The 24,671-nt window shown below is 66.4% G+C and carries 13 protein-coding genes and 1 riboswitch; of the genes, 9 read left to right on the forward strand and 4 right to left on the reverse strand.

What is annotated here, in order from left to right:
- Nucleotides 1-11,828, reverse strand: an 11,828-nt coding sequence (locus tag CLG85_RS23430) for a carbohydrate-binding protein (protein ID WP_260350133.1), incomplete at its 3' end; no start/stop codon positions are given.
- A gap of 72 nt (nt 11,829-11,900) precedes the next feature.
- On the opposite strand from CLG85_RS23430, the gene CLG85_RS23435 reads away from it, so the two are divergent.
- On the forward strand, nt 11,901-12,098 hold the full coding sequence (locus CLG85_RS23435; protein ID WP_141244565.1) for a hypothetical protein: 198 nt from the start codon (nt 11,901-11,903) through the stop codon (nt 12,096-12,098).
- Nucleotides 12,099-12,736: 638 nt separating this feature from the next.
- On the opposite strand, the gene CLG85_RS23440 is transcribed toward CLG85_RS23435, so the two are convergent.
- The 3 genes from CLG85_RS23440 to CLG85_RS23450 form a co-directional block, all read right to left on the reverse strand.
- Nucleotides 12,737-13,531: an ATP-binding cassette domain-containing protein gene (locus CLG85_RS23440; protein WP_095882552.1), complete on the reverse strand. Its 795-nt coding sequence runs from the start codon at nt 13,529-13,531 to the stop codon at nt 12,737-12,739.
- Nucleotides 13,528-14,598, reverse strand: a complete 1,071-nt coding sequence (locus CLG85_RS23445) for an ABC transporter permease (protein WP_095882551.1) — start codon at nt 14,596-14,598, stop codon at nt 13,528-13,530. The genes CLG85_RS23440 and CLG85_RS23445 overlap by 4 nt, the downstream gene beginning before the upstream one ends.
- Before the next feature lie 116 nt (nt 14,599-14,714).
- Nucleotides 14,715-15,731 carry a sugar ABC transporter substrate-binding protein gene (locus tag CLG85_RS23450; protein ID WP_095882550.1) on the reverse strand — a complete coding sequence of 339 codons (1,017 nt, stop codon included), beginning with the start codon at nt 15,729-15,731 and terminating at the stop codon, nt 14,715-14,717.
- 182 nt (nt 15,732-15,913) lie between these two features.
- Here CLG85_RS23450 and CLG85_RS23455 point away from each other — a divergent pair, with 182 nt between their 5' ends.
- The 8 genes from CLG85_RS23455 to CLG85_RS23490 all read left to right on the forward strand — a co-directional run.
- Entirely contained in the window at nt 15,914-17,215 is a 1,302-nt protein-coding gene (locus CLG85_RS23455; RefSeq protein WP_311735031.1) for an ROK family transcriptional regulator, read from the forward strand.
- A gap of 62 nt (nt 17,216-17,277) precedes the next feature.
- Complete coding sequence (locus tag CLG85_RS23460) at nt 17,278-18,783, forward strand: alkaline phosphatase (protein ID WP_095883101.1); 1,506 nt, start codon at nt 17,278-17,280, stop codon at nt 18,781-18,783.
- A gap of 275 nt (nt 18,784-19,058) precedes the next feature.
- Nucleotides 19,059-19,274, forward strand: a complete 216-nt coding sequence (locus tag CLG85_RS23465) for a hypothetical protein (RefSeq protein WP_260350134.1) — start codon at nt 19,059-19,061, stop codon at nt 19,272-19,274.
- A 7-nt stretch (nt 19,275-19,281) separates the two neighbouring features.
- The gene (locus CLG85_RS23470) at nt 19,282-19,968 is read left to right on the forward strand and encodes an ABC transporter ATP-binding protein (protein ID WP_260350135.1); all 687 of its coding nucleotides are present in this window, start codon (nt 19,282-19,284) and stop codon (nt 19,966-19,968) included.
- Nucleotides 19,959-21,329 (forward strand): FtsX-like permease family protein, encoded by a 1,371-nt coding sequence (locus CLG85_RS23475; protein WP_095884135.1) that lies wholly within the window; start codon nt 19,959-19,961, stop codon nt 21,327-21,329. Before CLG85_RS23470 ends, CLG85_RS23475 begins: the two co-directional genes overlap by 10 nt.
- 57 nt (nt 21,330-21,386) lie before the next feature.
- Nucleotides 21,387-21,589: riboswitch (cobalamin riboswitch) on the forward strand.
- Nucleotides 21,590-21,701: 112 nt separating this feature from the next.
- Nucleotides 21,702-23,537, forward strand: coding sequence for a TonB-dependent receptor plug domain-containing protein (locus CLG85_RS23480; RefSeq protein ID WP_095884134.1), 1,836 nt, complete (start codon nt 21,702-21,704; stop codon nt 23,535-23,537).
- A complete protein-coding gene (locus CLG85_RS23485; RefSeq protein ID WP_260350136.1) occupies nt 23,537-24,373 on the forward strand; it encodes an ABC transporter substrate-binding protein in 837 nt (278 codons plus the stop codon). The genes CLG85_RS23480 and CLG85_RS23485 overlap by 1 nt, the downstream gene beginning before the upstream one ends.
- Nucleotides 24,370-24,671 (forward strand): iron chelate uptake ABC transporter family permease subunit (locus tag CLG85_RS23490; protein WP_260350137.1); only part of this gene is annotated, 302 nt, incomplete at its 3' end. The genes CLG85_RS23485 and CLG85_RS23490, both read left to right, overlap by 4 nt.

A 24,671-nucleotide genomic window follows, 5' to 3' on the forward strand; every position in this document is an offset into this window, starting at 1 on the left:
TCCCAGCTGCCGCCCGGCGCCGCCACCGTATAGGTCGCGCTGCGCGGGCTGCCGTTGCCGGCGGCATCCAGGCTGACACCGGTGACGGTGAGCGGTCCGCTCGGTCCGGTCACGGTGATGTCGCTCACATCGATGCTCGAGGCATCGAGCGCCACATCGTCGCTGAAGGTCACCACGACGCTCGCCGTGGCCGCCCCGGCGACGGTGATGTCGGCGGCGATCACCGCATCGACCACCGGTACCACGTTGTCCTCGGGCGGCGGGCTGTCCGGCACCGTGACGTCGAAGCTGGTCAGCGCGCCGTTCGCCGCCACCGCGTTGCCGCTGGTGTCGAGCACCTGCCCCGCCTGCAGCGCCACCGTGTAGGCACCGTTGTCGGCGGTGTCCCAGCTGCCGCCCGGCGCCGCCACCGTATAGGTCGCGCTGCGCGGGCTGCCGTTGCCGGCGGCATCCAGGCTGACACCGGTGACGGTGAGCGGTCCGCTCGGTCCGGTCACGGTGATGTCGCTCACATCGATGCTCGAGGCATCGAGCGCCACATCGTCGCTGAAGGTCACCACGACGCTCGCCGTGGCCGCCCCGGCGACGGTGATGTCGGCGGCAATCACCGCATCGACCACCGGTGCCACGTTGTCCTCGGGCTCGGGGTCGACCGAGACCTGCTCCAGCGAGAAGGAGCGGAAGTCGAGGATGTAGCCGTTCGACGCCGGTGCCCCCTCGAAGGTGAAGCGCAGGGTCTGCAGCCCGGCCGCCAGCGAGACGTTGGTCGCTGCCGTCGCCGCGAAGACCGTACCGCTGAAGGTATTCGAGGTGCCGTTGCTGTCCGGCAGCGCGAAGGTGGCGAGCGGCGTGCCGTCCTCGAGGGTGACGACCACCGAGTTTCCTCCAATCGGGGTCTTGGCGTTGACGCTCAGCGCGTAGCTGCCCGCCTGTGCCACGTCGATGGTGTATTCGACCCATTCGCCGGACTGGATGTAGCCGATGTCATTGGTCGAGCCGACAAGTTCCACGTCGGTGTCCGCCCGCAGCGGATGGGTTCCGTCGCGGCCCGGATCGTCGTTCCACGAGATGCCCTGACCGCCGCTGTCGAAGTTCGCGGCGAGCACGGTGAGACTGTCGTCGAGCACCGGGGCCGGACCCGGATAGGCCTCCTGCACCGGGGCGGGGCTGCTGTCGGCGTCGAAGAAGTCCGGCGTGCCGTCGAGGTCGCTGTCGGTCACCAGCGCATCGTTGATCCCGTCGCCATTCGCGTCCTCCTCCGCAGAGAGCTCGTAGCCCTGCACGTTGGTGATGAGGAACATGTGGTCGTTGTAGTCGAAGTTCGACCCGCCGGGATAATCCTGGATGCCGATAAAGGTGCCCTCGATGACGTTGCCGAGCGCGTCCTTGGCCTGGAAGAAGCGGATGTAGTGGCCCTCGTTCGGCGGCGAGATGTCGTAGATTTCATCCGCCACGTTGGCGTCGGGATCGCTCCAGGCCGAGAAGGTGGGACGACCGTCCACCGTCACCCGCAACCCGAAGGGATCGTCGCTGTCGATGCTGGCCCGTGCCACGCCCGATTGCGCACCCGCTCCCGAGATGAGCCCGTCCGGCAGCAGGGTCTGGTACTGGTTGTCGTCCTGCGCATAGAGCTCTGTCAGCGCGCCGTTGGAGACGTCATGCAGGCTGAGGCGGCTGACACCCGCGCTCAGGTAGGCGGCAAGCTGGATCACCTCGATCGGCTTGCTGTCGTCGAGCCGCTGCAGATAGGGAAGCAGCACCTCGTCGCCCACCGTCTCGACCACGCCACCGTTGGACAGGAGTCCCTGCGCCACGTCGGTCGAGTAGCCGAAGGCCTGCACAATCTGCGCGACGGTTGGCTCCTCGCCGCCCTCGGACTGGATTTGGGCGAGGCCGGCGAGCGCGATCTGCCGCACCTCGCCATTGCTGCCGATGGTCAGCGTACCCTCGTGGGCCGTGGCCTGGTCGTCGTCGTTCGGGTCGATGCCGATGAAGGTGACCGTGAGTTGCGCCGATGCACCGGGGGCGATCACCTGCCCCTCGGTCAGACCGCTGATAGTGAAGTTTCCGCTCACCGCGAGGTCGTCGATGGTCAGGTTGCTGATGCCATCATTGGTGATGGTCAGCACCGCGGTGTCCCGGAAGGCCTGGTCACCATTGGCGGGGTTGTCGATCCGCGAGAAGACCAGCCGGTCGTCCGCCGCCGCATCGTCGAGCCCCTCGATGGTGGTCACCGCCCCGTAGTAGACCGGCGCCACACCCTCGATGACGAACATGTTGTCGTTGTAGTCGTAGTTGATGCCCGTGTAGTCCATCACGCCGAGGAAGACATTCTCGATGACGTTGCCGTCCTCGTCCACCGCCTGGAACATGCGGACCGTATAGCCGTCGGAGACCTCGTTGCCCTCCGCATCGAAGACCTGCCCGCTCACCACCGTGTAGCCCGCGCCGGGATAGCGTGCGTCGAGCTGTGCCTGCGTCGGAACTTCTTCGCCGGTCGGGTTGAGGCGGGGATCGGTCGACTGGTTGTTGATCTCGATCCCGAAGAGGTCATTGCCCGCCCAGCCGTCGGGAATATCCGCCGCGGTGAACACCCGCGTCGCAAAGGCACCACTGCTGCTGCTCAGCGGCAGGAGACTCTGGTTGTTGGAGCTGATGTGGCTGGTCATGCCCACGTCGGAGCCGGTGTCACCCGGCGCATGGAAGCGGATGCTCGCGCCGGACGGGCTGTGGAAGGCCGCGATCTGGGTAATCCGCGCCTCGGTCACCCCTTCGGCGATCCGCCAGTAGGGAGACAGCACCTCGGTCTCATCGGAGGAGAGGTAGAGATCGAAGAAGTCCAGCACCCCGCCGCCACCGCCGGAGGAATAGCTGAGGCCCGAGATCTCGTTGCCGAAGCCGAAGACGTCCCAGACCTCGTTGATGTTCGGCTCCTGCCCGTTCTCGTCCTGCGATTGCCAGAAACCGGCGAGATCGACCCTCGCCACCGGGGTGTCGGCGTCATTGGTGCGGATGTCGAGCGCGCCCTTGAAGACCCCGCTGACATTGCCGCCGCCCGCCGTATATGCGGAGCGATCGAAAAGCACCTCGACGTTGATCGACTGCCCCGCCGCGAGGATCAGCCCGTCGAAGATGTTGGGATTGGCCAGCTCGAACGGGCCGGTGATCGTGGCATCGAGGACCTCCAGCGGTTCGGTGCCGGAGTTCGAGATGGTGACGGTCGCATTCTCCTTGTAGTCGCGGTCCGTTTCCGCCTTCGCATCCGGGTCATCGATCCAGGAGAAGTGCAGCCGGTTGTCGAAATAGGCCGCATCGTTGCTCTGGATCTCGATGTCGGCATTGTCGTTGCCCGGAGCCGGGCGCACGTCGAGATAGTCAAGCGAGCTGGCCCCTGCCTGGTCCGAAAGGACCGTCAGCTTGTACTGCACCCCGGCGAGCAGCTCGACATAGGCCGAGGTCTCGCCCGCGTCCCCCTCCCCGGGGAAGGCGATGTCGCCGATCTCGACCGGCTGGGCGCCGTTGGCACTGAGGAAGACCGTCAACCCGGCCCCATTCGGCGCCCCCGCGTTGGCCGCGAGATCGAGCGCGTAGGTGTCGTCCTCCGAGACGGTGAAGTAGAACTCCACCTGCGTGGCACCGAGCGTGCGGGTGGTGTCGTCGGTGGCTTCGAGCTCGATCCGCCCTTCGCCGTCGATCGCCGCATAGGCGGGTACGAAGGTGTCCACGGGCGCTTCGGAGACGCGCAGGTAGTCGATATTGGCGCCATTCGCGTCAGGCACGCTGATCGAGATCGTGTTGAGCCCCGGGTTCAGAGAAATCTGCGCACTCTGCGGTCCCCAGACGTCCTCGGCGGCCGAGCTGTTGGGGTCAAAGGCGAGAATGCCCTGATCGACGCCGTTGACGAAGAGCGAGGCCGGGCGCGCCGCCTTGGTGGTGGCGAGCGCATAGAGAATGTCGATGCCGTAGATGCCCGCCTCGGTGACCGAGACCGTCCAGGTGATGCTCTGCGTGCCGGTGCCGTCGAAGTCGACGAAGTCACCGCTCTGGTTGCGGTTGTCGTCCGCGACCACCGCCCCGTCGAGCACCGCGTTCTCGGCCTCGTACTTGATGTAGGTGACGCCTCCCACCGTCTCGCTGCCGTCATTCGGCGCGGAGGGCACGTTGGCGATCACCGCCACGCTGTCGATGTTCGGCCCGCCATTGCTGGCAAGCTGCTCGATCACAACCGTGTTCGGCCCCTCGGAGAGGTCGAGCGTGACCGAGAACTCCTGCCAGGTGGCGAAGCTGCCGGTCTCGGTGGTGGGGATCTGCACCGTCTGGATGCCCGCGATGATCGCAACGGGGCGCGGAGTGCCCGAGCCGTTGGCCATGCGGAAGGTCAGCGTGTAGGAACCCGCGCTCGGCGCGTCGTAGACAAAGGACGCCTTGTCCTCGGCCCCGCCGTTCATGTCGAGATAGCCGGCGCCGGTGTAGCCGTCGTTCATCCCGTCGCCGTTGGTGTCGTAGGTCCCGCCGCCCGCTTCGTGGGTGCTGGGATCGCTCAGCAGACGGATCAGTGTGCCATCGTCGGTATCGAGCACGGTGAAGGCGCTGGCGTCGATGAAGTTGCCGCTGGCGCTGTCGCCCGGGGTGAAGCTGGTGCTGGTCGAGGCGCTGTTGCCGTCGTCGTCATTGACGGTCAGCGTCGCCGAGACCTGCTCGGTCTGGCCGCTGAGGTCGAGGCTGAAACGGTTCTGCGCGTCGAGCGTCACCGCCTGCGCGGGACCGCCGTCGAAGCTGATGGTGAGGCTCTGGATGTCGGGGTCGAGCCCGACCACCTGGAACAGCACCGAGGAGGCGTCTGCGGCGCTGATCACCAGCAGCCCGAGGTTGCCGCCTTCGTCGGCGGTGGTGTCCTCGACCTCGCCGCCCGGGGCCGCCTCGAGCCGGATGATCTGGCTGACGCCGTTGGCCCGGTTGAGGGTGAGCATGTAGAGCCGCCCGTCGGCGCCCTCGATCACGTCGAGGGGGTCAACGTAATTGATCTCGTTGCCGTTGACGTCGGTGAGGATGAAATCCTCTGCAACAGTGCCGTCCTCGTTCAGCAGCACCGCCCGCAAGTTGTCGCCCGAGGAATACTGGGTGAAGATCACCGCGTGCTGCAGCGAGGTGCCGAAGATGGCGCTCATGTACTCGATGGCACCGTTGGGCGAGCGGTTGTTGCCGAGGTTGTAGGCCCCTTCCAGATCGTAATCGGGATCGGGATCCGTGCCGACCGGGTAGTTGCCCACCTGGTTGGGATCGGTGCCGGAGGTCGGGTTGGCGCCGTTCAGGATGTACCGGTCGCGCAGCGGGTTGGGGTGGCCATAGTAGCCATCCTCGACCATGCGGAACAGGTAGTCGGCCTGCAGCCCGACGTTGTTGATGCTCTCGTCCTCGGGGGTCGAGGGATCGTCGGGCACGTTGCCGCCGGCGGCCGAGCCATTGGTTGGCACGTAGAGATAGCCGTTGCTGTGCCACACGAGGTCATAGGCGTTGCGGTTGCCCTCGGCGAAGATGCTGAGCACCGCGTCCTCGGCGAAGGGATCGTAGTAACGCACGATCAGCTCGGACGAGGCATCCTCGCCGGTGCGCACCTCCGCCACGCCGTTCTCGTCGAAATGCAGGTAGTTGCCGACGTAGATGCCGTCGGTGATCGCGATGCCCCCGTTCTTGAGGTCATTGTCGGTGTCGGCATAGCGGCGGTTCTGCCCGTCCGCGGGCAGCGGCTCGGTGGAGACGTCAAAGCCGCCTTCCGGTGCCTCTCGGGAGCGGTCGATCTCGAGGATCGCCGCATTGAGCAGACGCTCGGGCCGGTTGCCCCAGGCGCTGTCCGGCTCGCCCATGGCCGAGTTCGACCCCTGGGTGAGATAGAGCAGGTACTGCGGCTCGTCGCCACCCGGCACGTAGTCGGGGTTGAGGCGGAACTCGAGGCTGTTGGTCACGTGGTCGCCGTTCGAGCGCGGCAGGCCGGTGATATAGGTCTCGATGGTCGCATCCTCGAGCGAGCCACCGTCGCCGAGTGTGACCTTGGAAATACGACCCGAGAAGTCCGGCACCGAGTTCGACCGACCGTTGAGCGGGATCGGGTAGTTGTCGGTGATCCAGATGGTGTTCTCATCCTCGGGATCGAAGGCGATGCCGATGATCCCGCGCCGCTCGGCGCCGACCACGAAATCGCCGAGCGGAGTATAGACTTCCTTGCTCGCGTCATCGAGCGAGCCGTCCGCATTCACCGCCCAGCGGGTGATCGAGCCGGTGATCGAGGTGACATAGAGGAACTGCTTGTCCGGCGACATCTCGATCGAGGTGTAGCTCTCGCCGAGCATCGGGTTCGAACTCAGCTCGACTGTGTCGACGAAGGCCACCTCGCGCGCCTCGACCAGCGGCGCGGCGCCGGTGGTGAAGGTGGTGGTGAACTTCTGGAACTCGCGGGTCAGCGCCGCGCTGTCATCGTTGTCGCCCCGGTCGCGGAAGCCGTCGATGACCACGGTGTAGCTGGTGTAGGGCTTGAGGTCGGTCACCGGTGCAATGGTGACGGAGTCGAAGCCGCCCGTCGTGTTGGCGTTGTAGGCCACCTCGAGCCCGGTCAGTGTCTCGTAGATACGGATCGAGCCGTCTTCGAGGCTTTCGAGCAGCACGCCGCCGCGACCGTCCACGACACTGACGCCGAGCACGATGTCCGAGGTCGGATCGATGTCGGTGGGCAGGACGCCGTCATGGATGCCAAGTTCCACCTCGCCATCGGTCGAGACCGCGCGCGGGTTGATGAAGGCGGCATAGTCGTCGGGGGCCTCGTTGCCGTCCCCCGGGGTGAGGTCCGGCAGCGCGCGGATCTCGAGATATTGCATCTCGGTGATGGAGCCGCCCTGTGCCGAGAGGGTAAGATGGCCGTCCTGCACATGCGCCAGCGTGGTCAGAAGTTCGGTCTTGAAGGCCGAGGTACTGCTCCATTCGGTGACAAGCGCGCCTTCAACGAAGAGCCGGTTGTCGCTGTCGTTGGCGCCGCCGGTGTCGCCGACCGAGACCGTGACCTCGTACCAGCCGTTCTCGAGCTCGATCTCCCAGGCGGTGCGCTCGGGGAAGCTGCTGAGATCGAAATGCGCGTAGCCGGTCAGACGGGGGTCCATGGTATTGAAATTGACGCTGAGCTTCTCGGTGGGCAGCGAGCCGTCATCGGGCAAGGTGCCGGAGCCCGAGCGCTCGTTGATCGCGATGTCCGGGAAGGTCGATCCGGTAGGCGTATTGGTCGTGCCATCGGCGTCGAGCGCCGAGTCCTCGGTGACAAAGCCGTAAGTGAGCCCGTTGGACTGCAGCCCGTAGTCGGTGAAATTGCCGACGAGGTAGTCGGGGTCGACCGGTGTGCTGCCATCCTGGAAGTTGATGCGGATGGTCTCGCGCACCCCGGGTTCCGAGGGGGTCGGCGGTGGGGTCACGTCGTTGAAGATCGTGACGCTGTCGATGTTGGGGCCGTTCGCCACGGTGTTGGCCAGCGTCACCGTGTTGGCGCCTGCGAGCAGGGTCACCTCGACCTCGAGGTCCTCCCAGACGTCCCAATCGGGTGTCATGCCGAAGGGCACGGTCACCGTCTGGCCATTGACCTGCAGATCCATCGGCCGGCTGGGCATGGTGGGCGAGGCGTTGGCGTAGCGGAAGCTCATCGTGTAGGTGCCCGCCTCGGGCACGGTCACGTCGAATTGCACCGCGTCGCCGATGTCGCTGCCCATGTCGAGATAGCCGGTGCCGGTGTAGCCCGACCAGATGCCCTCGGGCCGGTCGGCGGTCACCCCCTCGATGTTGCTTGCATCGCGGAACTGGGTGGAGGCCACATCCCCTTCGCCGGTGCCGGTGTCGTCGAGGATGATGATCGAACCGTCGCGGTTCTCGAGCTGGATCGTGGTCGAGAAGGCCTCGGGCGCGTCTCCGATGGTGATGGCGGCGGAGGTCTCGGCGGTGTTCTCCGCATCGTCGGTCACGCGGAAGATCACCGTCAGAGAGGTCTCGGCGGCGAAGGCCGAGAGATCGAGCGTGACGCTATCGCCCACGGGGGTCACCGTCTGGAAGCTGGCGCCGCCGTCGGTGGAGACCTCGATCAGCGTAATGTCGTCATCCACCCCGGCCAGCGCGAAGTCGACCGCGCCGAGCCCGGCGGGCGCGATGGTTGTGGCCTCGGGCGCCGCGGCAAGATCACCGCCCTCGTCGGCGGTGGTGTCCGGCTCGGGGATCGGGCCGGTGCCTGCCTCGGTGATCTCGATGCGGTCGACGTTGGGACCGGTGTTGGCGCCCGCAGGGATCGCCAGAGAAATCGTGTTGCTGCCCGCGACGAGCGTCACGGTGGTGGTCTCGAAGAGCCAGTGATCGAAGCCCTCCTCGGGGCCGGTGCCATCCGGATCGGTGCTCGCGAAGGGCAGAGATCCCGCACCGACGCCGTTGACCGAGAGGTCGAGCGGACGCCCGGTGTTCGAGGCATAGCGCACGTTGAAATCATAGTCGCCGCCGGCCGCGACGGTTACCGTGAAGGTGATCGCATCGCCCGGCGTGTCACCGAAATCGAGATAGCCGTCGCCGCTGAAGCCCGGGCGCAACCCGTTGACCAGGTTGACATTCGACTCCGGGTTCTCCGGGTCGCGGATCTGGGTGTCATTGGTATTCGCGTCATTGTCGAGGATGGTCAGCACGGCCTGGGTCTCATCCTCGGCCTCGATCACGATGGGCTCGAAGCTCGCGCCGGGATCGTTCACCGTGATCACGAAGGTCTGGGTGGATTGCTGTCCGGTATCGTCGAAGGCGGTGACCTCGACGCTCACCGTCGGCTCGGAGCCGAAGTCGAGGCTCTCGCCCGGACGCAGGGTGAGCTGGTCGTCGCCGTCGATCTGGAAGCGCGCGTCATCGACCGTGAAGGAGACCGCCGTGCCCTCGGGATCGACCGAGGAGACCGTGCCGATGATCGCGCCGGCGACGCCGGAGTCGACCGCAAGGCCGGTGATCTGCGGCTGCGAGGGGGCTTCGTCCACGTCGCCGACGGTGATGGTCAGCGTGGTGGTGGTGGTCTCATTCGCCGCGTCGGTGGCGGTGATTGCCACATCGACCGAAGGCGTGGCCTCGAAGTCCAGCGCTACGCCGTCCTTCAGCTTCAGCTGGCCGCCCACGACCTCGAAATCCGAGGCCGGATCGACGCTGAAGGTGATGGCGGCATCGTCGCCGTCGGGATCGACCGCCGAGAGCGTGCCGATCACCGCGCCCGCCGCATTCTCGGCGACCGCGCTGGCGTCGAGGGCGATGGAATTGGGCTGCGTCGCCTCGACCACGTCGGTGACGGTGACGGAGATGTTCTGCGACTTGGTCAGCACACCGTCGCTGGTGGTCAGGGTCACGTTGTAGACGTTGTCCGCGCCGACGTCCGACGGGGCCTCGAAATCGGGGGCGGTCACGAAGTCCAGAGCACCGGTGGTTTCATTGAACTCGAAGAGCGCCGCATCGTCGCCGGTCAACTCGTAGCTGAGCGCATCGCCCTCGCCATCGGTGGCGGTAAGACCCACGGCAACCTCGGTGGAATTCTCGGCGATCGAGACGGCATCAGCGGTGGTGTCGAACTCGGGCGCGGAGTTTGTGGCCGGGAAGGCAGGCGTGTCGCCGACGCTGGTAATCGCGATGGCGTCAATGTTGGGCCCGTTGCTCACCCCCGAGGGGATCGCGAAGGTCAGGCTGTTCTCACCGGCCTGCAGCGCGATCTGCACCGGCGCGCGCACCACCCAGGTGTCAAAGCCGTCGCGCTCGGGGAAGCCGATGGTGCCGCCCACCGCGTCGGCGCCATTGACCAGAACCGCGAGCGGCCGGTCGGTCTGCGTCGATTCCACAGAGGCATAGCGGATGTGCAGATCATAAAGTCCGGTCTCGGCGACGGTCACGGTCCAGGTGATGAGTTCGTCGCCATCCGCCCCGGCGCCATCGAAGTCGGTGTAGCCAAAGCCACTATACCCTTCGCGCAGGCCGTACAGGTCCTGCGGCAGGTTGCCGGCGCTTTCAGCGGTGGTCGGGTCGTTCTGCACCCGGTGGAAGGTGCTTGCGCCGTCGGGGATGACCCCACTTTCGCTCTGCAGCACGATCGGCGCGATGGTCGGAGAGGGGAGTTCGGGTTCGACATCGGTGACGGTGATCGACAGCTCCTGCGTCACGCTGCGCACGCCGTCGGAGACCTCGAGGGTGACCTCGAAGATGCCGTCGAGGTCGGCGTCGGTTCTGCTCTCGAAGTCGGCAGGGTCCTTGAGGGTCAGAAGGCCCGTGGCGCTGACTTCGACCTTGTCGGCATCGTCGCCGGTCAGCGTATAGGTCAGCAGGTCGGGGTCGAGATCCGAGAGCTCGGGGTCGTCCACCTCCACCTGACCGATCTCGGTGGAATTCTCGGCAATCTCGAACGCGGCGGCCGACAGGATCTCGGGCGCGGCGAAGCTGATCGGGGCGCCGGGGAGCGCGATGGCCACCGCGTCGATGTTGGGCGCACCCTGCGTGCCGGTCTGGGCGAGAACGACGGTATGGGTGCCATCGCCCACGGTCACCGTGAAGCTGTGGCTGGCCCATGTGCTCCAGTCGCCGGTATTGGTGTTTGTCAGCGTCTGTGCATCGCCGCCGTCGACAGCCAGCGAGATCGGCCGGTTCTGCCCATCCGACCCGTTGGCATAGCGCACAGTGATGTCATAGGTGCCGGCGGGAGCGTCGAAGGTGAAGCTCAGCCGATCCCCGACGGTGGTGCCGTTGATATCGATATATCCGCTGCCGCTGTAATTGTGGCGCAGGCCGAAATCGTCGAAAAGATTGCCTTCGTCCTCGGGGCCAGTGTTGTCGCCCGTGCCGCCTTCAACGGCCCCGGACTCGGGATTCTCGTCAACGGTGCGCTTGAGCGTGCCGGTGCCCACAGGATCGAGAACTTCGATGTCATCCACGCCGAGATAGATCGGCGCGAAGGGCGGCACGACGGAAACGGTCAGCGCCTGCTCGGTCACCCCGCCTTCGGCATCGGTGGCCGAGACGGTGACCGCATAGCTTGCCTGTGCGTCGAAATCCGCATCGGCAATCAGCGACAGCGCACCGGTGGCCGCGTCGATGGTGAAGGCCGCGGCATCATCGCCCCCGGCGATCGCATAGGTCATGCCCGGACGGGAGGGGGCATCGGCCGAGGTGTCGTTGGCAATGTCGGTGGCCAGCACCGAGCCCACAGACATGCTTCCGTCGGCAACCACGAAGGAGGCCTCGGACTCGAACGTCGGGAGCGAGAAGTTCGGGGTCACGCCAACGTCGTGGATGGCAATCGCGTCGATGTTAGGGGAGCCGGCGGTGCTTGTCTGGTTGATGACCAAGTCGTGCGTGCCGCTGCCCGAGAGCGTCACTTCGACCGTGCGGGTTTCCCAAAAGTAGAATTGGCCCGTTCTTGTATCGGTGATCGCGTAGGTGACGCCATCGACCGTGATCGAGATCGGTCGCGCGTTCGAGTTCCCGTTGGCAATGCGGAGGGTGATTTCATATGTTCCCGCAACAGCATCGAAGGTGGTCGAAGCCTGCGCACCGGTGTCATTGCCGTTGATGTCGTAGTAGCCCCAGGTGGCTTCATCTCCGTCTCCGGTGTAGTCCGGGCGCAGGCCATATTCGTCGTAATTGGGAAGTCCGGTGTTGGTGGTGGAGGAGCTGCTGCCGATACCGGCAGCTTCCTGATTGCCGCTCCGGGTGCGGGCTACGTTGGCATCCGCTCCGGTCAGTTCATCGACCGTGTCCGTGATGAGCGCTTCACCCTGAATGAAAATGGTATCGATCGGCATGTCAAACCTCCCCCAGAGACTACGAGCACTCTTCAAGGCCCGGAAAAATGGACTTTGCGCCAGGGCGCACGAATGAAGCCGCCCTCCGGCGCGAAGGCCAAAAAGGGCGCAAAAAGAATTTCGGCCGCATGGCCGAGCGATATTGCTTGGGTCAATTCATCCGAATTCAGCGAACCGGAAAAAATCGAGACGCACCCGAAAAACCGGATACCGCCAAACCTTGGGATGTTTCAGAACGCGGCGAATGAAATGGTCGGGCCGCAGCAATGATCCAGAATGTGAGAGCTAAAAATGAAATCGGCACAAATAGGTAAGACACAACGCGCTAGAGGTTAGACCCCACGCCCAAAAAAAAGGGCAATGCACGTCCGTAAAGTGTTACCATAGAGCGACCTTCTTGCAATAGGTTTTTAACTTTTTAGGAACACATTCGGCCTTCCGCAGGCATTTTGAGGGCCGTGGAACATTTCCAACACGTGCAGTTCGCTCCTTGGGCATTTTGGGGAATATATATACAATTCATTGCGTTACCTGCATCCTTCCGCCCATAAACGCATCATGAATTCTGAGCGGACAAAAGGCAGGCACACGCAGGCTCTTGCCCGGCCCGCTGCTAGAGGCACCTGGAATGCCGCTTTGCGGCAAGCACTTCAGAAATGGCTGAAACGCCCTCATTCTTACAGGGTCCGAGACGGAAATACCGGCATGCGCCTTGGCGCTTACGCCTGAAGCAGGCAGGCCGTTAAAAATCTTGGGTCTCTCCGAGAATCATTGTTCGAAATAAAGACAAATCGGCGACATTCGAACATTTATAAGGTGCATCTTGGAAATTCGTACAATCAAAACGCGAATTGGCGGTTGACAGCCTCGCCGCCAACCGCCCTCCATCATCGCGCCTGGCGCGTGCGCTATGCCGGCTCCGCTACCCCTTCCGGCACCGAGGCGCCGGTCATGTAGGCCACGGCGTCGGACATCGTGTGGTCCTTGGGATCGATCACGCAGAGCCGCTTGCCGAGGCGGTGGATGTGCACCCGGTCGGCGACCTCGAAGACATGCGGCATATTGTGCGAGATCAGGATGATCGGGATGCCCCGCGCCCGCACCTCCTGAATGAGGTCGAGCACCCGCCGGCTCTCCTTCACGCCAAGCGCCGCCGTGGGCTCGTCGAGGATCACCACCCGCGAGCCGAAGGCCGCCGCCCGCGCCACCGCCACGCCCTGGCGCTGGCCACCCGAGAGCGTCTCGACCGGCTGGTTGATGTTCTGGATGGTCATCAGACCCAGCTCGGAAAGCTTCTGGCGCGAAAAATCCTCCATCCGTTTGCGGTCGAGCTTGCGGAAGACCTGCCCCATCAACCCCGGCATGCGCAGCTCGCGCCCCATGAACATGTTGTCGGCGATCGACAGTGCCGGCGACATGGCGAGGGTCTGGTAGACGGTCTCGATCCCCTCGGCCCGGGCGTCGTTGGGCGAGGCGAAGGAGACCGGCCTGCCCTCGAGCAGGATCTCCCCGGCGTTGGGCTGGATCGCCCCCGAGAGCGCCTTGATCAGGGTGGACTTGCCCGCGCCGTTGTCGCCGATCACCGCGAGGATCTCGCCGGGTTGCAGGTCGAAGTCGCAGTGATCGAGGGCGGTCACCTTGCCGTAGCGCTTGACGAGGCCGCGAGCTTCGAGAACGGGGGTGCCCTGCGTGTCCTTGCTCATGCCGTCACCTTTCTGATCCATTGGTCCACGGTCACGGCGGCGATGATCAGCACGCCGATAAGAAGATAGGTCCATTGCGGGTCGGCCCCGGCCATGCGCAGCCCCAGCTCGAAGACGCCGACGATCAGCGCCCCGAAGAAAGCCCCGAGGATCGAGCCGCGCCCGCCGAAGAGCGAGATGCCCCCGATCACCACGGCGGTGATCGCCTGGATATTGCCGATGACGCCGGTCGTGGCCGAGGGCGAGACCGAGCCAAAGCGGCCAATCATCACCCAGCCGGCGAGGCCGCAGATGAAGCCCACCAGCATGTAGACCGACATGATGGTCCTGTGGCGGTCGACGCCGGCAAGTTGCGCCGCCTCGGGATCATCGCCGACGGCGTAGACGTGGCGGCCCCAGGCAGTCGATCGCAACACGTAGGCCAGCACCAGCACCACGATCAGCATCAGCACCACGCCGAAGGTGAAGACCGCGCCGCCCAGGTTGAACTTGGTGCCGAGGAACTGCAGGAAGGGCGCCTGCGCCTCGATGTCCTGGGCGCGGATCGTCTCGTTGGCGGAGTATAGGTAGTTCACCGCCAGCACGATCTGCCACATACCCAGGGTGACGATGAAGGGTGGCAGCTTCACCTTGCTCACCAGCCAGCCGTTCACCGCACCGATCGCTGTGCCGCAGGCCAGCCCGATGGGCACCGACAGCACCGCCGGCACCCCGTAGCGGAAGGTGAACTGCCCCATGATCACCGAGCAGAGCACCGCCACCGCTCCGACAGAGAGATCGATCCCCGCGGTCAGGATGATCAGCGCCTGCGCTGCCGCCAGCACGCCGACGATCTGCACCTGCTGCAGGATCAGCGTCAGCGCGAAGGGCGAGAAGAACTTCGAGCCGAGGATCAGCCCGAAGACGATGCAGGCCGCCAGCAACACGATCAGCGGCACGATGGCCGGGGTGGTGTGCAGGAGCTCGTGGAACCGTCCCCAGAGCCCCTTTCCCGTGTCCTCGAACTCGGCGAATTTCTCGTCGCTCCGGGTTCGGACAACGTCTTCGTACCTGTCCGCTTCGGCCATGTCGCGCCCTCCTCTCACGCGCGCGGCTCGGCCCCTCACCGGCCATGGTCCGCGCAGGTTGCGGTATCTTCAGAAAGGCCCGCCCCGCCGCGCGGCGCGGGCCCTTGTTGCGGGTGTCAGCCCCAGCAGAGGTCCTTGCCCTCGTCGACCGAGATCGACTCCACGCCCTCGACCGGCTGGTCGGTGACCAGCTTCACGCCGGTGTCGAAGAAGTTCTTGCCCTCGGTGGCCTCGGGCTTGCTGCCGTCCTTGGCAAAGGCGGCAATCGCCTCGATACCCTTGGACGCCATCAGCAGCGGGTATTGCTGCGAGGTCGCCCCGATCACCCCGTCGGCGATGTTCTGCACGCCCGGGCAGCCGCCATCGACCGAGACGATGAGCACGTCGTTCTCGCGCCCGATGGCCTTCAGCGCCTCATAGGCGCCTGCGGCGGCGGGCTCGTTGATCGTGTAGACGACGTTGATCATCGGGTCGGTGGCGAGCAAGTTTTCCATCGCCTTGCGCCCACCCTCCTCGTTGCCCTGGGTCACGTCGTGGCCGACGATGCGGCTATCGTCCTCGTCGCCCCACTTGTTGCGGTCGGCGAGGTCGATGCCGAAGCCCTGCATGAAGCCCTGATCGCGCAGCACGCCGACGGTAGGCTGGCTGACGTCCAGGTCGAGGAAGGCCACCCGCGCATCCGCCGCGGCATCGCCGAGCTTGGCGGCGGCCCATTGGCCGATCAACTCGCCTGCAAGGAAGTTATCGGTGGCAAAGGTCATATCGGCCGCGTCGATCGGGTCGAGCGGCGTGTCGAGCGCGATCACAAGGATCCCCGCGTCGCGCGCCTGCTGCACCGAGGGCACGATCGCCGAGGTACTGGAGGCGGTGATCAGGATGCCGTCCGCGCCATTCGCGATACAGGTCTCGATCGCGGCCACCTGGCTCTCGTTGTCGCCATCCACCTTGCCCGCGTAGGAGTTGAGCGTCATGCCCAGTTCCTCGGCCTTGGCCGCCGCGCCTTCGCGCATCTTCACGAAGAACGGGTTGGTGTCGGTCTTGGTGATCAGGCAGGCGCTGCCGCCGTCCTGGGCATGAGCGCCGAGGGTCGATGCGAGCAGCGCAAATGCGCTGACGGAAATCAGCTTCTTCATGGGGTCTCCTCCTCCCTGTCGTGTCATGGGGTCGCCTCGCGGGGCCATCCCGTGAAACCTCCGTCCTCCAACGGATTGCCCATGTTGATACTGGCGATTCTGACCTTGCGTCAATAAATAAATAAAATTGATTTATTAACGCCGGGCGGTAATGTGGTCCGCGTCGGAAGGGGGAAGACGGCATGCACACGCAGGAGATCGGACAGGAGGTCAGGAAGCTCAGCGACGGCGCCAACCAGCTTGGCGTGCGGGCGCATAACGAGCGGCTGATCCTGTCGATGATCCAGCGCCACGGCGCCCTGCCCGGCAGCGACATCGCCAAGCACACCGGGCTCTCGGCACAGACCGTGTCGAACATCCTGCGCAAGCTCGAGGCCGAGGAGTTCCTGCTGCGCCGCGAGCCGACACGCGGGCGGGTGGGCAAGCCCTCGGTGCCGATGGCGCTGAACCCCGATGCGGCGCTCTCCTTCGGGCTGAAGATTGGCCGGCGCTCGGCGGACCTCGTGGTGATGAACCTGATGGGCGAGGTGCTGGGCGCGTCGCAGACCACCTATCCCTACCCGATGCCCACTGAGATTTTCACCTATCTCGAGGGCGGCATAGCGGAGCTGACCCAATCACTCACCCCCTACCAGCGCGAGCGGCTCTGCGGCATCGGCATCGCCGCACCCTCGGAAATCTGGAGCTGGACCGACGTGCTCGGGGCCCCCATCGACTTCAGCATCTGGGCCGAGATCGACGTGACGCAGGAAGTGGCCAGGCTCAGCGACCTTCCGCTCTTCACCGAGAACGACGGCACCGCCGCCTGCCGCGCCGAGCATGTGTTCGGGCGGGGACGCGAGTTCGCCGATTACGCGTATTTCTTCATCGGCTCCTTCATCGGCGGCGGCGTGGTGCTGAGCTCCAGTGTCACCGTCGGCGCGCAGAACAACGCCGGTGCCTTCGGCTCGCTGCGGGTGCCCGCCCCCGGCGGCGGTGAACTGCCGCTGATCGATGCCGCCTCGCTGCACCCGCTCGAGGCCGCCATCGCGGCGGACGGGCTCGACACCACGGCGCTCTGGACGCAGCCGCAGGACTGGCGCGCCTTCGAGCGGCAGATCGGCCCCTGGGTTGAACGCACCGGAGATGCCCTCGCCCATGCAATCCGCTCGATCGGCTCGGTTCTGGACTTCGAGGTGGCGCTGATCGACGGTGCCATGCCCCCCCGACGTGCGCACCCGCGTCGTGGCGCGCACCCGGCAGGCGCTGGCGCAGCTCGACACGCGCGGCATGCTGCCGCCCCGCCCCGAGGCGGCCCGCGTCGGCGCCAATGCCCGCGCGCTCGGGGCCGGCTGCGCCCCGATCTACGCGCAGTACTTCTTCCAATAGAACCGGCAGCGCGGGCTCCTGCCTGCACAGCTGTGCATCCCCGGCCCGCGGCCCGCGCAAACTGTCGCAGAGGTGTCATGAAACCATCACGCCGCTGTTATCCTCCTCCTGTCTGAAGCCCCCGACACCCTCAACCGTGCAACGGGCCCCGCCCTTCAGACTTCGGAGCTTCCCTGTCGTGAAAACGATCTTCTCCACCACCTCGCTCGCCCTTATCCTTGCCGCAGGCGGTGCCGCCGCGCAGGACATCCCGCAGGCCAATGATGCCTGGTTCACCGCCGGTCAGGAGGCCATCCAGGCCATCATCGACCGCGAAACGAACACCGGCCGCGCCAAGAACGTCATCCTGCTCGTCGCCGACGGCAACGGCGTCGGCACCAATTACGCCACCCGCCTCTACGCCGGTCAGCAGCAAGGCAAGCTCGGCGAAGAACACGTGCTGCCCTACGAGGAGCCCGGCTATCACAGCGCGCTGGTGAAGACCTACAACATCAACGCCCAGACCCCGGACTCGGCCCCGACCGCGGGCGCGATGAACACCGGCGTGAAGCAGCGCTTCAACCTGATCAACCTCGGCGGCGATGCGATCCATGACGATTGCGCGACCGTGGCCGGCAACGAGCTGACCACCTTTGCCGAGATCGTCACCGGCATGGACAAATCGGTCGGCGTCATCTCGACCGCGCGCCTGACCCACGCCACCCCGGCAGGTGTCTACGCCAAGACCGCCAACCGCAACTGGGAAGACGAGGTTCCCGAGGGCTGCACCGCCCAGAAGGACATCGCCAGCCAACTCATCGACCAAATGCAGGCGGGCGTCGTCGATCTGGCCATGGGCGGCGGTCGCCGCTACTTCGCGGGCACCGAGGTCACGCTCGACGAGGGCGGCAAGGGCCACCGCCCGGACGGCGCCAACCTGATCGAGGCAGCCACCGGCATGGGCGCGCAATACGCCTGGAACACCGAGACCTTCAACGGCCTGAACCTCGACGGCTCGGCCCCGGTGCTGGCGCTCTTCAACGACAGCCACATGGAATACGAGGCCGACCGCGCCGAGGAGGACGAGCCCTCGCTCGCCGAGATGACCAAGGCCGCCATCGAGTACCTGAGCAACAACGAGAACGGCTACTACCTCGAGATCGAGGCCGGCCGGGTCGACCACGCCAACCACGCAGGCAATGCCAAGCGCACGATGATCGACGGCATGGCCTTTGCCGATGCGGTGGCGATGGCCGATGAGCTGACCGACGACGCCGACACGCTGATCATCGTCACCGCCGACCACGAGCATTCCATCGCCTTCAACGGCTATTGCGGCCGCGGCACCCCGATCGAGGGCCTGTGCTACGACGTCGCCAAGACCGGCGAGATGCATTCGGACGATCTGGTGCTGGCCGATGACGGCAAGCCCTACACCGTCGTGGGCTACTTGAACGGTGCCGGCTCGGTGCTGACCAAGGGCGAGGGTGAGAACGACTACTCCGGTTCGCGCCCCGAGCTGACCCAGGAAGAGGCCACCGACATCGACTACGTGCAGCAGGCGCTGATCCCCAAGTCGTCGGAAAGCCACTCGGGCGAGGACGTCGCGGTCTACGCCAAGGGCCCCTGGGCGCATCTCTTCGACGGCACCATCGAGCAGAACGTGATCTTCCACGTGATGAACCACGCCGTCACCGCCGAGTGATCCTTTCCTGACAGACTTTCCGGGGGCGGGCTGTCCGCCCCCGTCGCCGTTCCGACCCATAGGTTGCCCATGCTGACCCGCCGCACGTTCCTTGCCTCCACGCTCGCCACCCCCCCTGCTGACCAGCGCCGCCCACGCCGAGGCGCTGAAGCTGCGCGAGCTCTACCAGACCAAGGGCCGCGGCCTTTCTGAGCTCGCCGAGCAGCGCGCCGGCCAGCGGCTCGACATCGAAGGCTTCATGGCGCCCCCCCCTGAAGGCCGAGAGCCGCTTCTTCGTGCTCACCAAGATGCCCATGGCCACCTGTCCTTTCTGCGAGACCGAGGCCGAATGGCCCAATGACATCATCGCCGTCTACACCAAGCGCGTGGTCGAGGTGCGGCCCTTCAACGTGAAGATCGTCACCAGCGGCGTGCTGGAACTCGGCGCCTACACCGATCCCGCCACCGGCTTCGTCAGCATGATGCGGCTTGTCGATGCGACCTACGGCTGAGCGGCCCATGTGCCTGCCCCTCGACGTCAAGGACCTGCGCCTGCACAGCCCGCGCGGCCGCCTGCTGCTCGACCTGCCTGCCCTCGACGCCGCGCCCGGCGCGTTGATCGGCATCCGCGGCGCCTCGGGCGCCGGCAAGACCACGCTGCTCTACGCCCTCGCCGGGCTGCTCGACCGCGCCGAGGGGGCGGTGCGCTGGGGCAAAACCGACCTTGTGACGCTCGACTCTGAAGGCCGCGCCCGCTTCCGCGCCGAGACCATCGGCATGATCTTCCAGGACTTCATGCTCTTCGAGGAGCTTGGCGCGCTCGACAACGCCGCGCTGACCGCGCTCTTTCGCCCCCGCGCCGAGCGCAAGGCGCTCCGCGCCAGCGCGCAGGCCCGGCTCGAGGCGCTGGGGCTGACCGAGATGGGCCGCGGTGTCACCAGCTTCTCGGGTGGCGAGCGCCAGCGCGTCGCCATCGCCCGCGCCATGGCCGCCGAGGCGCCGGTGCTGCTCGCCGACGAGCCCACCGCGAGCCTCGACAGAGACAACGCCGACCGGCTGATCGACGACCTCGTGCGGCTGGTCCGAGCCCAGGGCACGACACTGATTGCAGTTAGCCACGACGCGGCCCTGTTGGAGCGCATGGACCGGGTGCTGACCATCTCCGGCGGGAAACTGGTGGCCGACGAGGTGAGCACATGCGCCTGATCTGGGACGCGCTGCCGGCCCTGGCGCAGGACATCGCGCTGCTTATGCTCCTGCTGCTTCCCGCGCTTCTGGCCGGGCTCTTGGTCCTGCGCGGCTACGCCCCCTGGCCATTGCTGCGCGGCTTCCTCGGACGCTTTCGCTGGAGCGCTGTGCTCTTCGTTTTGCTCATCGCCATATCGACCGGCATGGGCATCGGGCTGCTGGCGCAGGAGCGCGGCCTCCGCCGCGGCACGGCGCAGGCGGCGGACAAGTTCGACCTCATCGTCGCCGCCCCGGGCAGCGAGCTGACCGCGCTTTTCGCCTCGGTCTTCCTGCAGCCCTCGGACATGGGGCTGGTCTCGGGCGCGGCCTATGCCGAGATCGCCGGACACCCGCAGGTCTCCATCGCCGCGCCTCTGGCCTTCGGAGACAGCTACGGCACCGCGCCGGTGGTCGGCACCACGCCGCAGTTCCTGCGCCATCTTTCCGAGGACCGGATTGAAGGGCGGCTCTGGGAAGATCACGCCGAGGCGGTGGTCGGCGCGCTGGTGCCGCTGGCGATCGGCGCGGGCTTCACCCCCGCACATGGCACCGGCGACGCCGCCGACCCCGAGGCGCATGGCGGCAGCCATGACGAGGCGGACGCAAAGGATGCACATGAGGCGGAGGACCATGACCACGGCGACGGACTCACCGTGGTCGGGCGCATGGCCCCTACAGGCACACCCTGGGACCGGGCGATCCTGATACCCGTCGAATACGTCTGGGAGATCCACGGGCTCGCGAACGGGCACGCCCCGGAGCACGAGGCGCGGATCGGCCCGCCCTTCGACCCCGCGTATTTCCCCGGCACCCCCGCCGTGGTGGTCCGCGCCAAGGAGCTCTGGGCCAATTACGCGCTGCGCTCGGACTTCACCCGCGACGGCGCGACCATGGCCTTCTTCCCCGGCGCGGTGCTCTCGGGGCTTTACCGGGTGATGGGCGACGTGCGGCAGGCGATGTCGGTCATGGCGCTGGTCACGCAGGGGCTGGTGGCGGCGAGCGTGCTCACCGGGCTCTTCATCCTCACCCGCCTCTTCCGCCGCCAAATTGCGTTGCTGCGCGCGCTCGGCGCGCCGCGGCGCTTCGTCTTTGCCACGGTCTGGGCGTTCAGCGCGGTGCTGCTGCTCGCCGGGGCGCTTCTTGGGCTGGCGGTCGGCTGGGGCGCCGCGGAGCTGCTGTCGCGCGTGGTGAGCGCTCGCACCGATATCGCGCTCTCGGCCCTGCCCGGCTGGACCGAGCTGCACCTGCTGGCGGGCTTCGTCTCGCTTGCCCTGCTGCTCTCGCTGCTGCCCGCCGCCGTGGTGCTGCGCCAGCCGGTGGTGGACGGGCTGCGGAGCTGAACCCGCCCCCCCACATCCCCGACCGTTTCTGATCATTGCGCGGCGCGCGGCAAGTCGCTATGCCGTCCCTGCTTCGGTTCCGGGCGGCCTGCCGCCCGGTGAATAGGGAATGCGGTGCGGGCCCCGGCCCAACTCCGCGACTGCCCCCGCAACTGTAGGCGGAGAGCGACGCCGGACCATGTCACTGCCTTTCGGGGCGGGAAGACCCGGCCAAGCGATGACCCGCGAGTCAGGAGACCTGCCGAAGCCGATCACCCAGTCCCGGCGCGGGGAGCGCCGCGGGCGACGGACCTTCCGTAGAGGTGGCATCACGCTAACCGTCTGCGGCAGGGGACTCCCTTCCGACGACAGATAAGAAACGGAGAAGGGACGATGAAGCGACCTGACCTATTCGGCCTGCGGGCCGCGACTGCCCTTACGGCAGTCAGCCTCTGCGGCGCGGCCTTCGCGCAGGACGACTATGACCTCGGCACACTCACCCTCAGCGCCAACCGCGGCGAGAGCACCGAGCTTTCGCGCAGCGGCGTGACGGTGGAAGTCGTGACCAAGGAAGACCTCGAGCAGAGCGGCGAGACGCTGCTCGCCGACTACCTCGCCCGCCTGCCGGGCGTCAGCGTCTCGAGCTATGGTGGCATCGGCGGGCTCACCTACATGCGCATTCGCGGCCTCTCGAGCCGCTATGTCGGCGTCTATGTTGACGGCATCGACGTCACCGACACCTCGGCGCCGCAGATCCAGTACGACTTCGGCACGCTGACCACCGCCGGCATCAGCCGCATCGAGGTGCTGAAGGGCTCGCAGTCGGCGCTCTATGGCTCGGAGGCGATCGGCGGCGTGGTGAACATCACCACCAACCGCGCCACCGACGAAGGGCTGACGCAGAGCGTCGAAGCCGAATACGGCAGCTATGATACCCGCAAGCTGGGCTACAACCTCAGCTACCTTGGCACGCGCGGCAGCTTCGCCTCGTCACTGAGCTACATCAAGACCGACGGCTATTCCGCCGCCGACGAGGATGACGGCAACGACGAGGCCGATGGCCACGAGGCCACTCGGCTCAGCTTCTCGGGCGATTACGCGCTGACTGACACGGTGACCGTGGGCGGCGCGGCTTTCTGGGAAGAGAGCTCCCACGAGTACGACGAGTTCGGCCCGATGGACGGCGTCACACATGACGAGAAGGTCGAGGGCGAGCAATATGGCGCGCGGGCCTTCGCGCGCGTGGAGACCGGCGCCGTCAGCCACGAATTCTCGGCGCAAATCTTCGAGAACGACCGCACCGACACCTACGAGGGGTCGGATACCGAGTATCTCGGCCAGCGCCGCGGGCTCGGCTACGAGGGCCAGACCGAACTCGGCGCCGCAACCCTCACCTTCGGCGCCGACTATATGCGCGAGGAGTTCGAGGTTCTCAGCGCATGGGGTGACAGCGATGGCGACTACGAGACTCTCGGCATCTGGGCACAGGCCGACTGGCACCTGAACGAAAAGCTGGAGCTGGTCACCGCCCTGCGCCATGACGACCACTCCGAATTCGGCGGCAAGACCACCGGGCGGATCTCGCTGGCCTACCTTCCGAACCCCGACCTCACGCTGCGTGCCAGCGTCGGCACCGGCTTCCGCGCGCCCTCTCCTTACGAGCTCTACTCGACCGGCTCGGGCAACCCGGACCTCGAGCCCGAAACCTCGGTGAGCTACGAGCTCGGCGTCGAGCAGCGCTTCGGCACCGGCTTTGTCGGGGCGACCCTGTTCCGCACCGAGATCACCGACCTCATCGACTACAACTATCCAGGTTACGTGCAGATCGACGGCGACAGCTGGACGCAGGGCGTTGAGCTGACCGGCGGGCTGCAACTGACCGACCGGATCGAGCTTGCTGGGGCTTACACATGGACCGACAGCGAGGATGCGCAGACCAAGGACCGGCTCATCCGAGTGCCGCTGCGCGACCTGTCGCTCTCGCTCGACGCCGAGGTGACAGACGCCTTCCGCGCCGGGATCACCGTGCAGCATGTCTCGGGGCTGACCGACTCCACGGGCGATCTCGACGACTACACCGTGGCCAACATGAACCTGCGCTACGCGCTCACCGATAAGGCCGAGCTCTACCTGCGGGTCGAAAACCTCTTTGACGAGGACTACCAGGTGGTGAAGGGCTACGGCACTTCGGACCGCGCCGCCTATTTCGGCGTCCGGGCGAGCTTCTGATGCTGCGGCGCGCGCTGATCCTGCTGTTGTCCCTGCTCGCGGTTCCGGGCCTGTCCCCGGCCGTGGCGCAGGAGGCTCCGGCGCGCGTCGTGTCGATGAACCTCTGCACCGACCAGTTGGCCATGCTGCTTGCGGCCCCCGGCCAGCTGGTCTCGGTTTCAAAACTGGCGCGGGACCCGATGAGTTCGGCGATGGCCGACGAGGCCATGGCCTACCCGGTCAACCATGGGCAGGCCGAGGAAGTCTGGCTGATGCAGCCCGATCTCGTGGTCGTCGGCAGCTATACCGCGCAGGCGGCGGCGCAGATGCTCGAGCGGCTCGGCACGCCTGTATTGCGGGTCGAGCCCGCCCATGCGCTGGCGGACGTGCCGGCGCGGCTGCGCACGCTGGGTGCGGCGATGGGCCGGCAGGAGCGCGCCGAGGCACTGATCGCCGCGTTCGAAACCCGCCTTGCCGCCCTGCGCGAAGAGGTGGACCGCCGCCCCTCTGCCGCGCTCTACTACGCCAATGGTTACACCACTGGCGACCAGACGCTTGCGGGGGAAATCCTGCTTGCCGCCGGCTTCGACAATATCGCCGGGGCACGGGGCGGCGGCCAGCTACCGCTCGAGGCGCTGGCCTTGGCCGAACCCGAGGCGCTGATCACCGCCCGCCCCTACCCCGGCGCCTCGCGCTCGGAGGAGATCCTGATGCACCCCGTCGTTCGCCGCCTGCGCGCCGCCCATGCCGCCACCGCCAATACCGGCACCGACTGGATCTGCGGCACGCCCTTCGTGCTGCAGGCCATCGAGGCGCTCTCGGGATTCCGCAAGAGCCTCGAAACGGAGACCGAATGACCCGCGCCCTTGCGATCCTCCTGCTTCTGGTGGTGGCCCTGGCGGCAGCTTCACTGTCGCTCGGCCCGGCGGATGTGACGCTGCCCGAAAGCCTGCGCGCGCTGCTCCTCGGCGGCGATGGCCCGCTGCCCATGGTCATGCGCGAAATCCGCCTGCCGCGGGTGCTGCTGGCGCTGATGATCGGCGGCACGCTGGGGCTTGCAGGGGCGGCGATGCAGGGCTACCTGCGCAACCCGCTGGCCGAGCCGGGCCTGCTGGGCGTCTCGGCGAGCGCCGCGCTGGGGGCGGTGCTGGCGAT

The sequence above is a fragment of the Alloyangia mangrovi genome, from assembly GCF_002300555.2.
Lineage (GTDB): Bacteria > Pseudomonadota > Alphaproteobacteria > Rhodobacterales > Rhodobacteraceae > Salipiger > Salipiger mangrovi.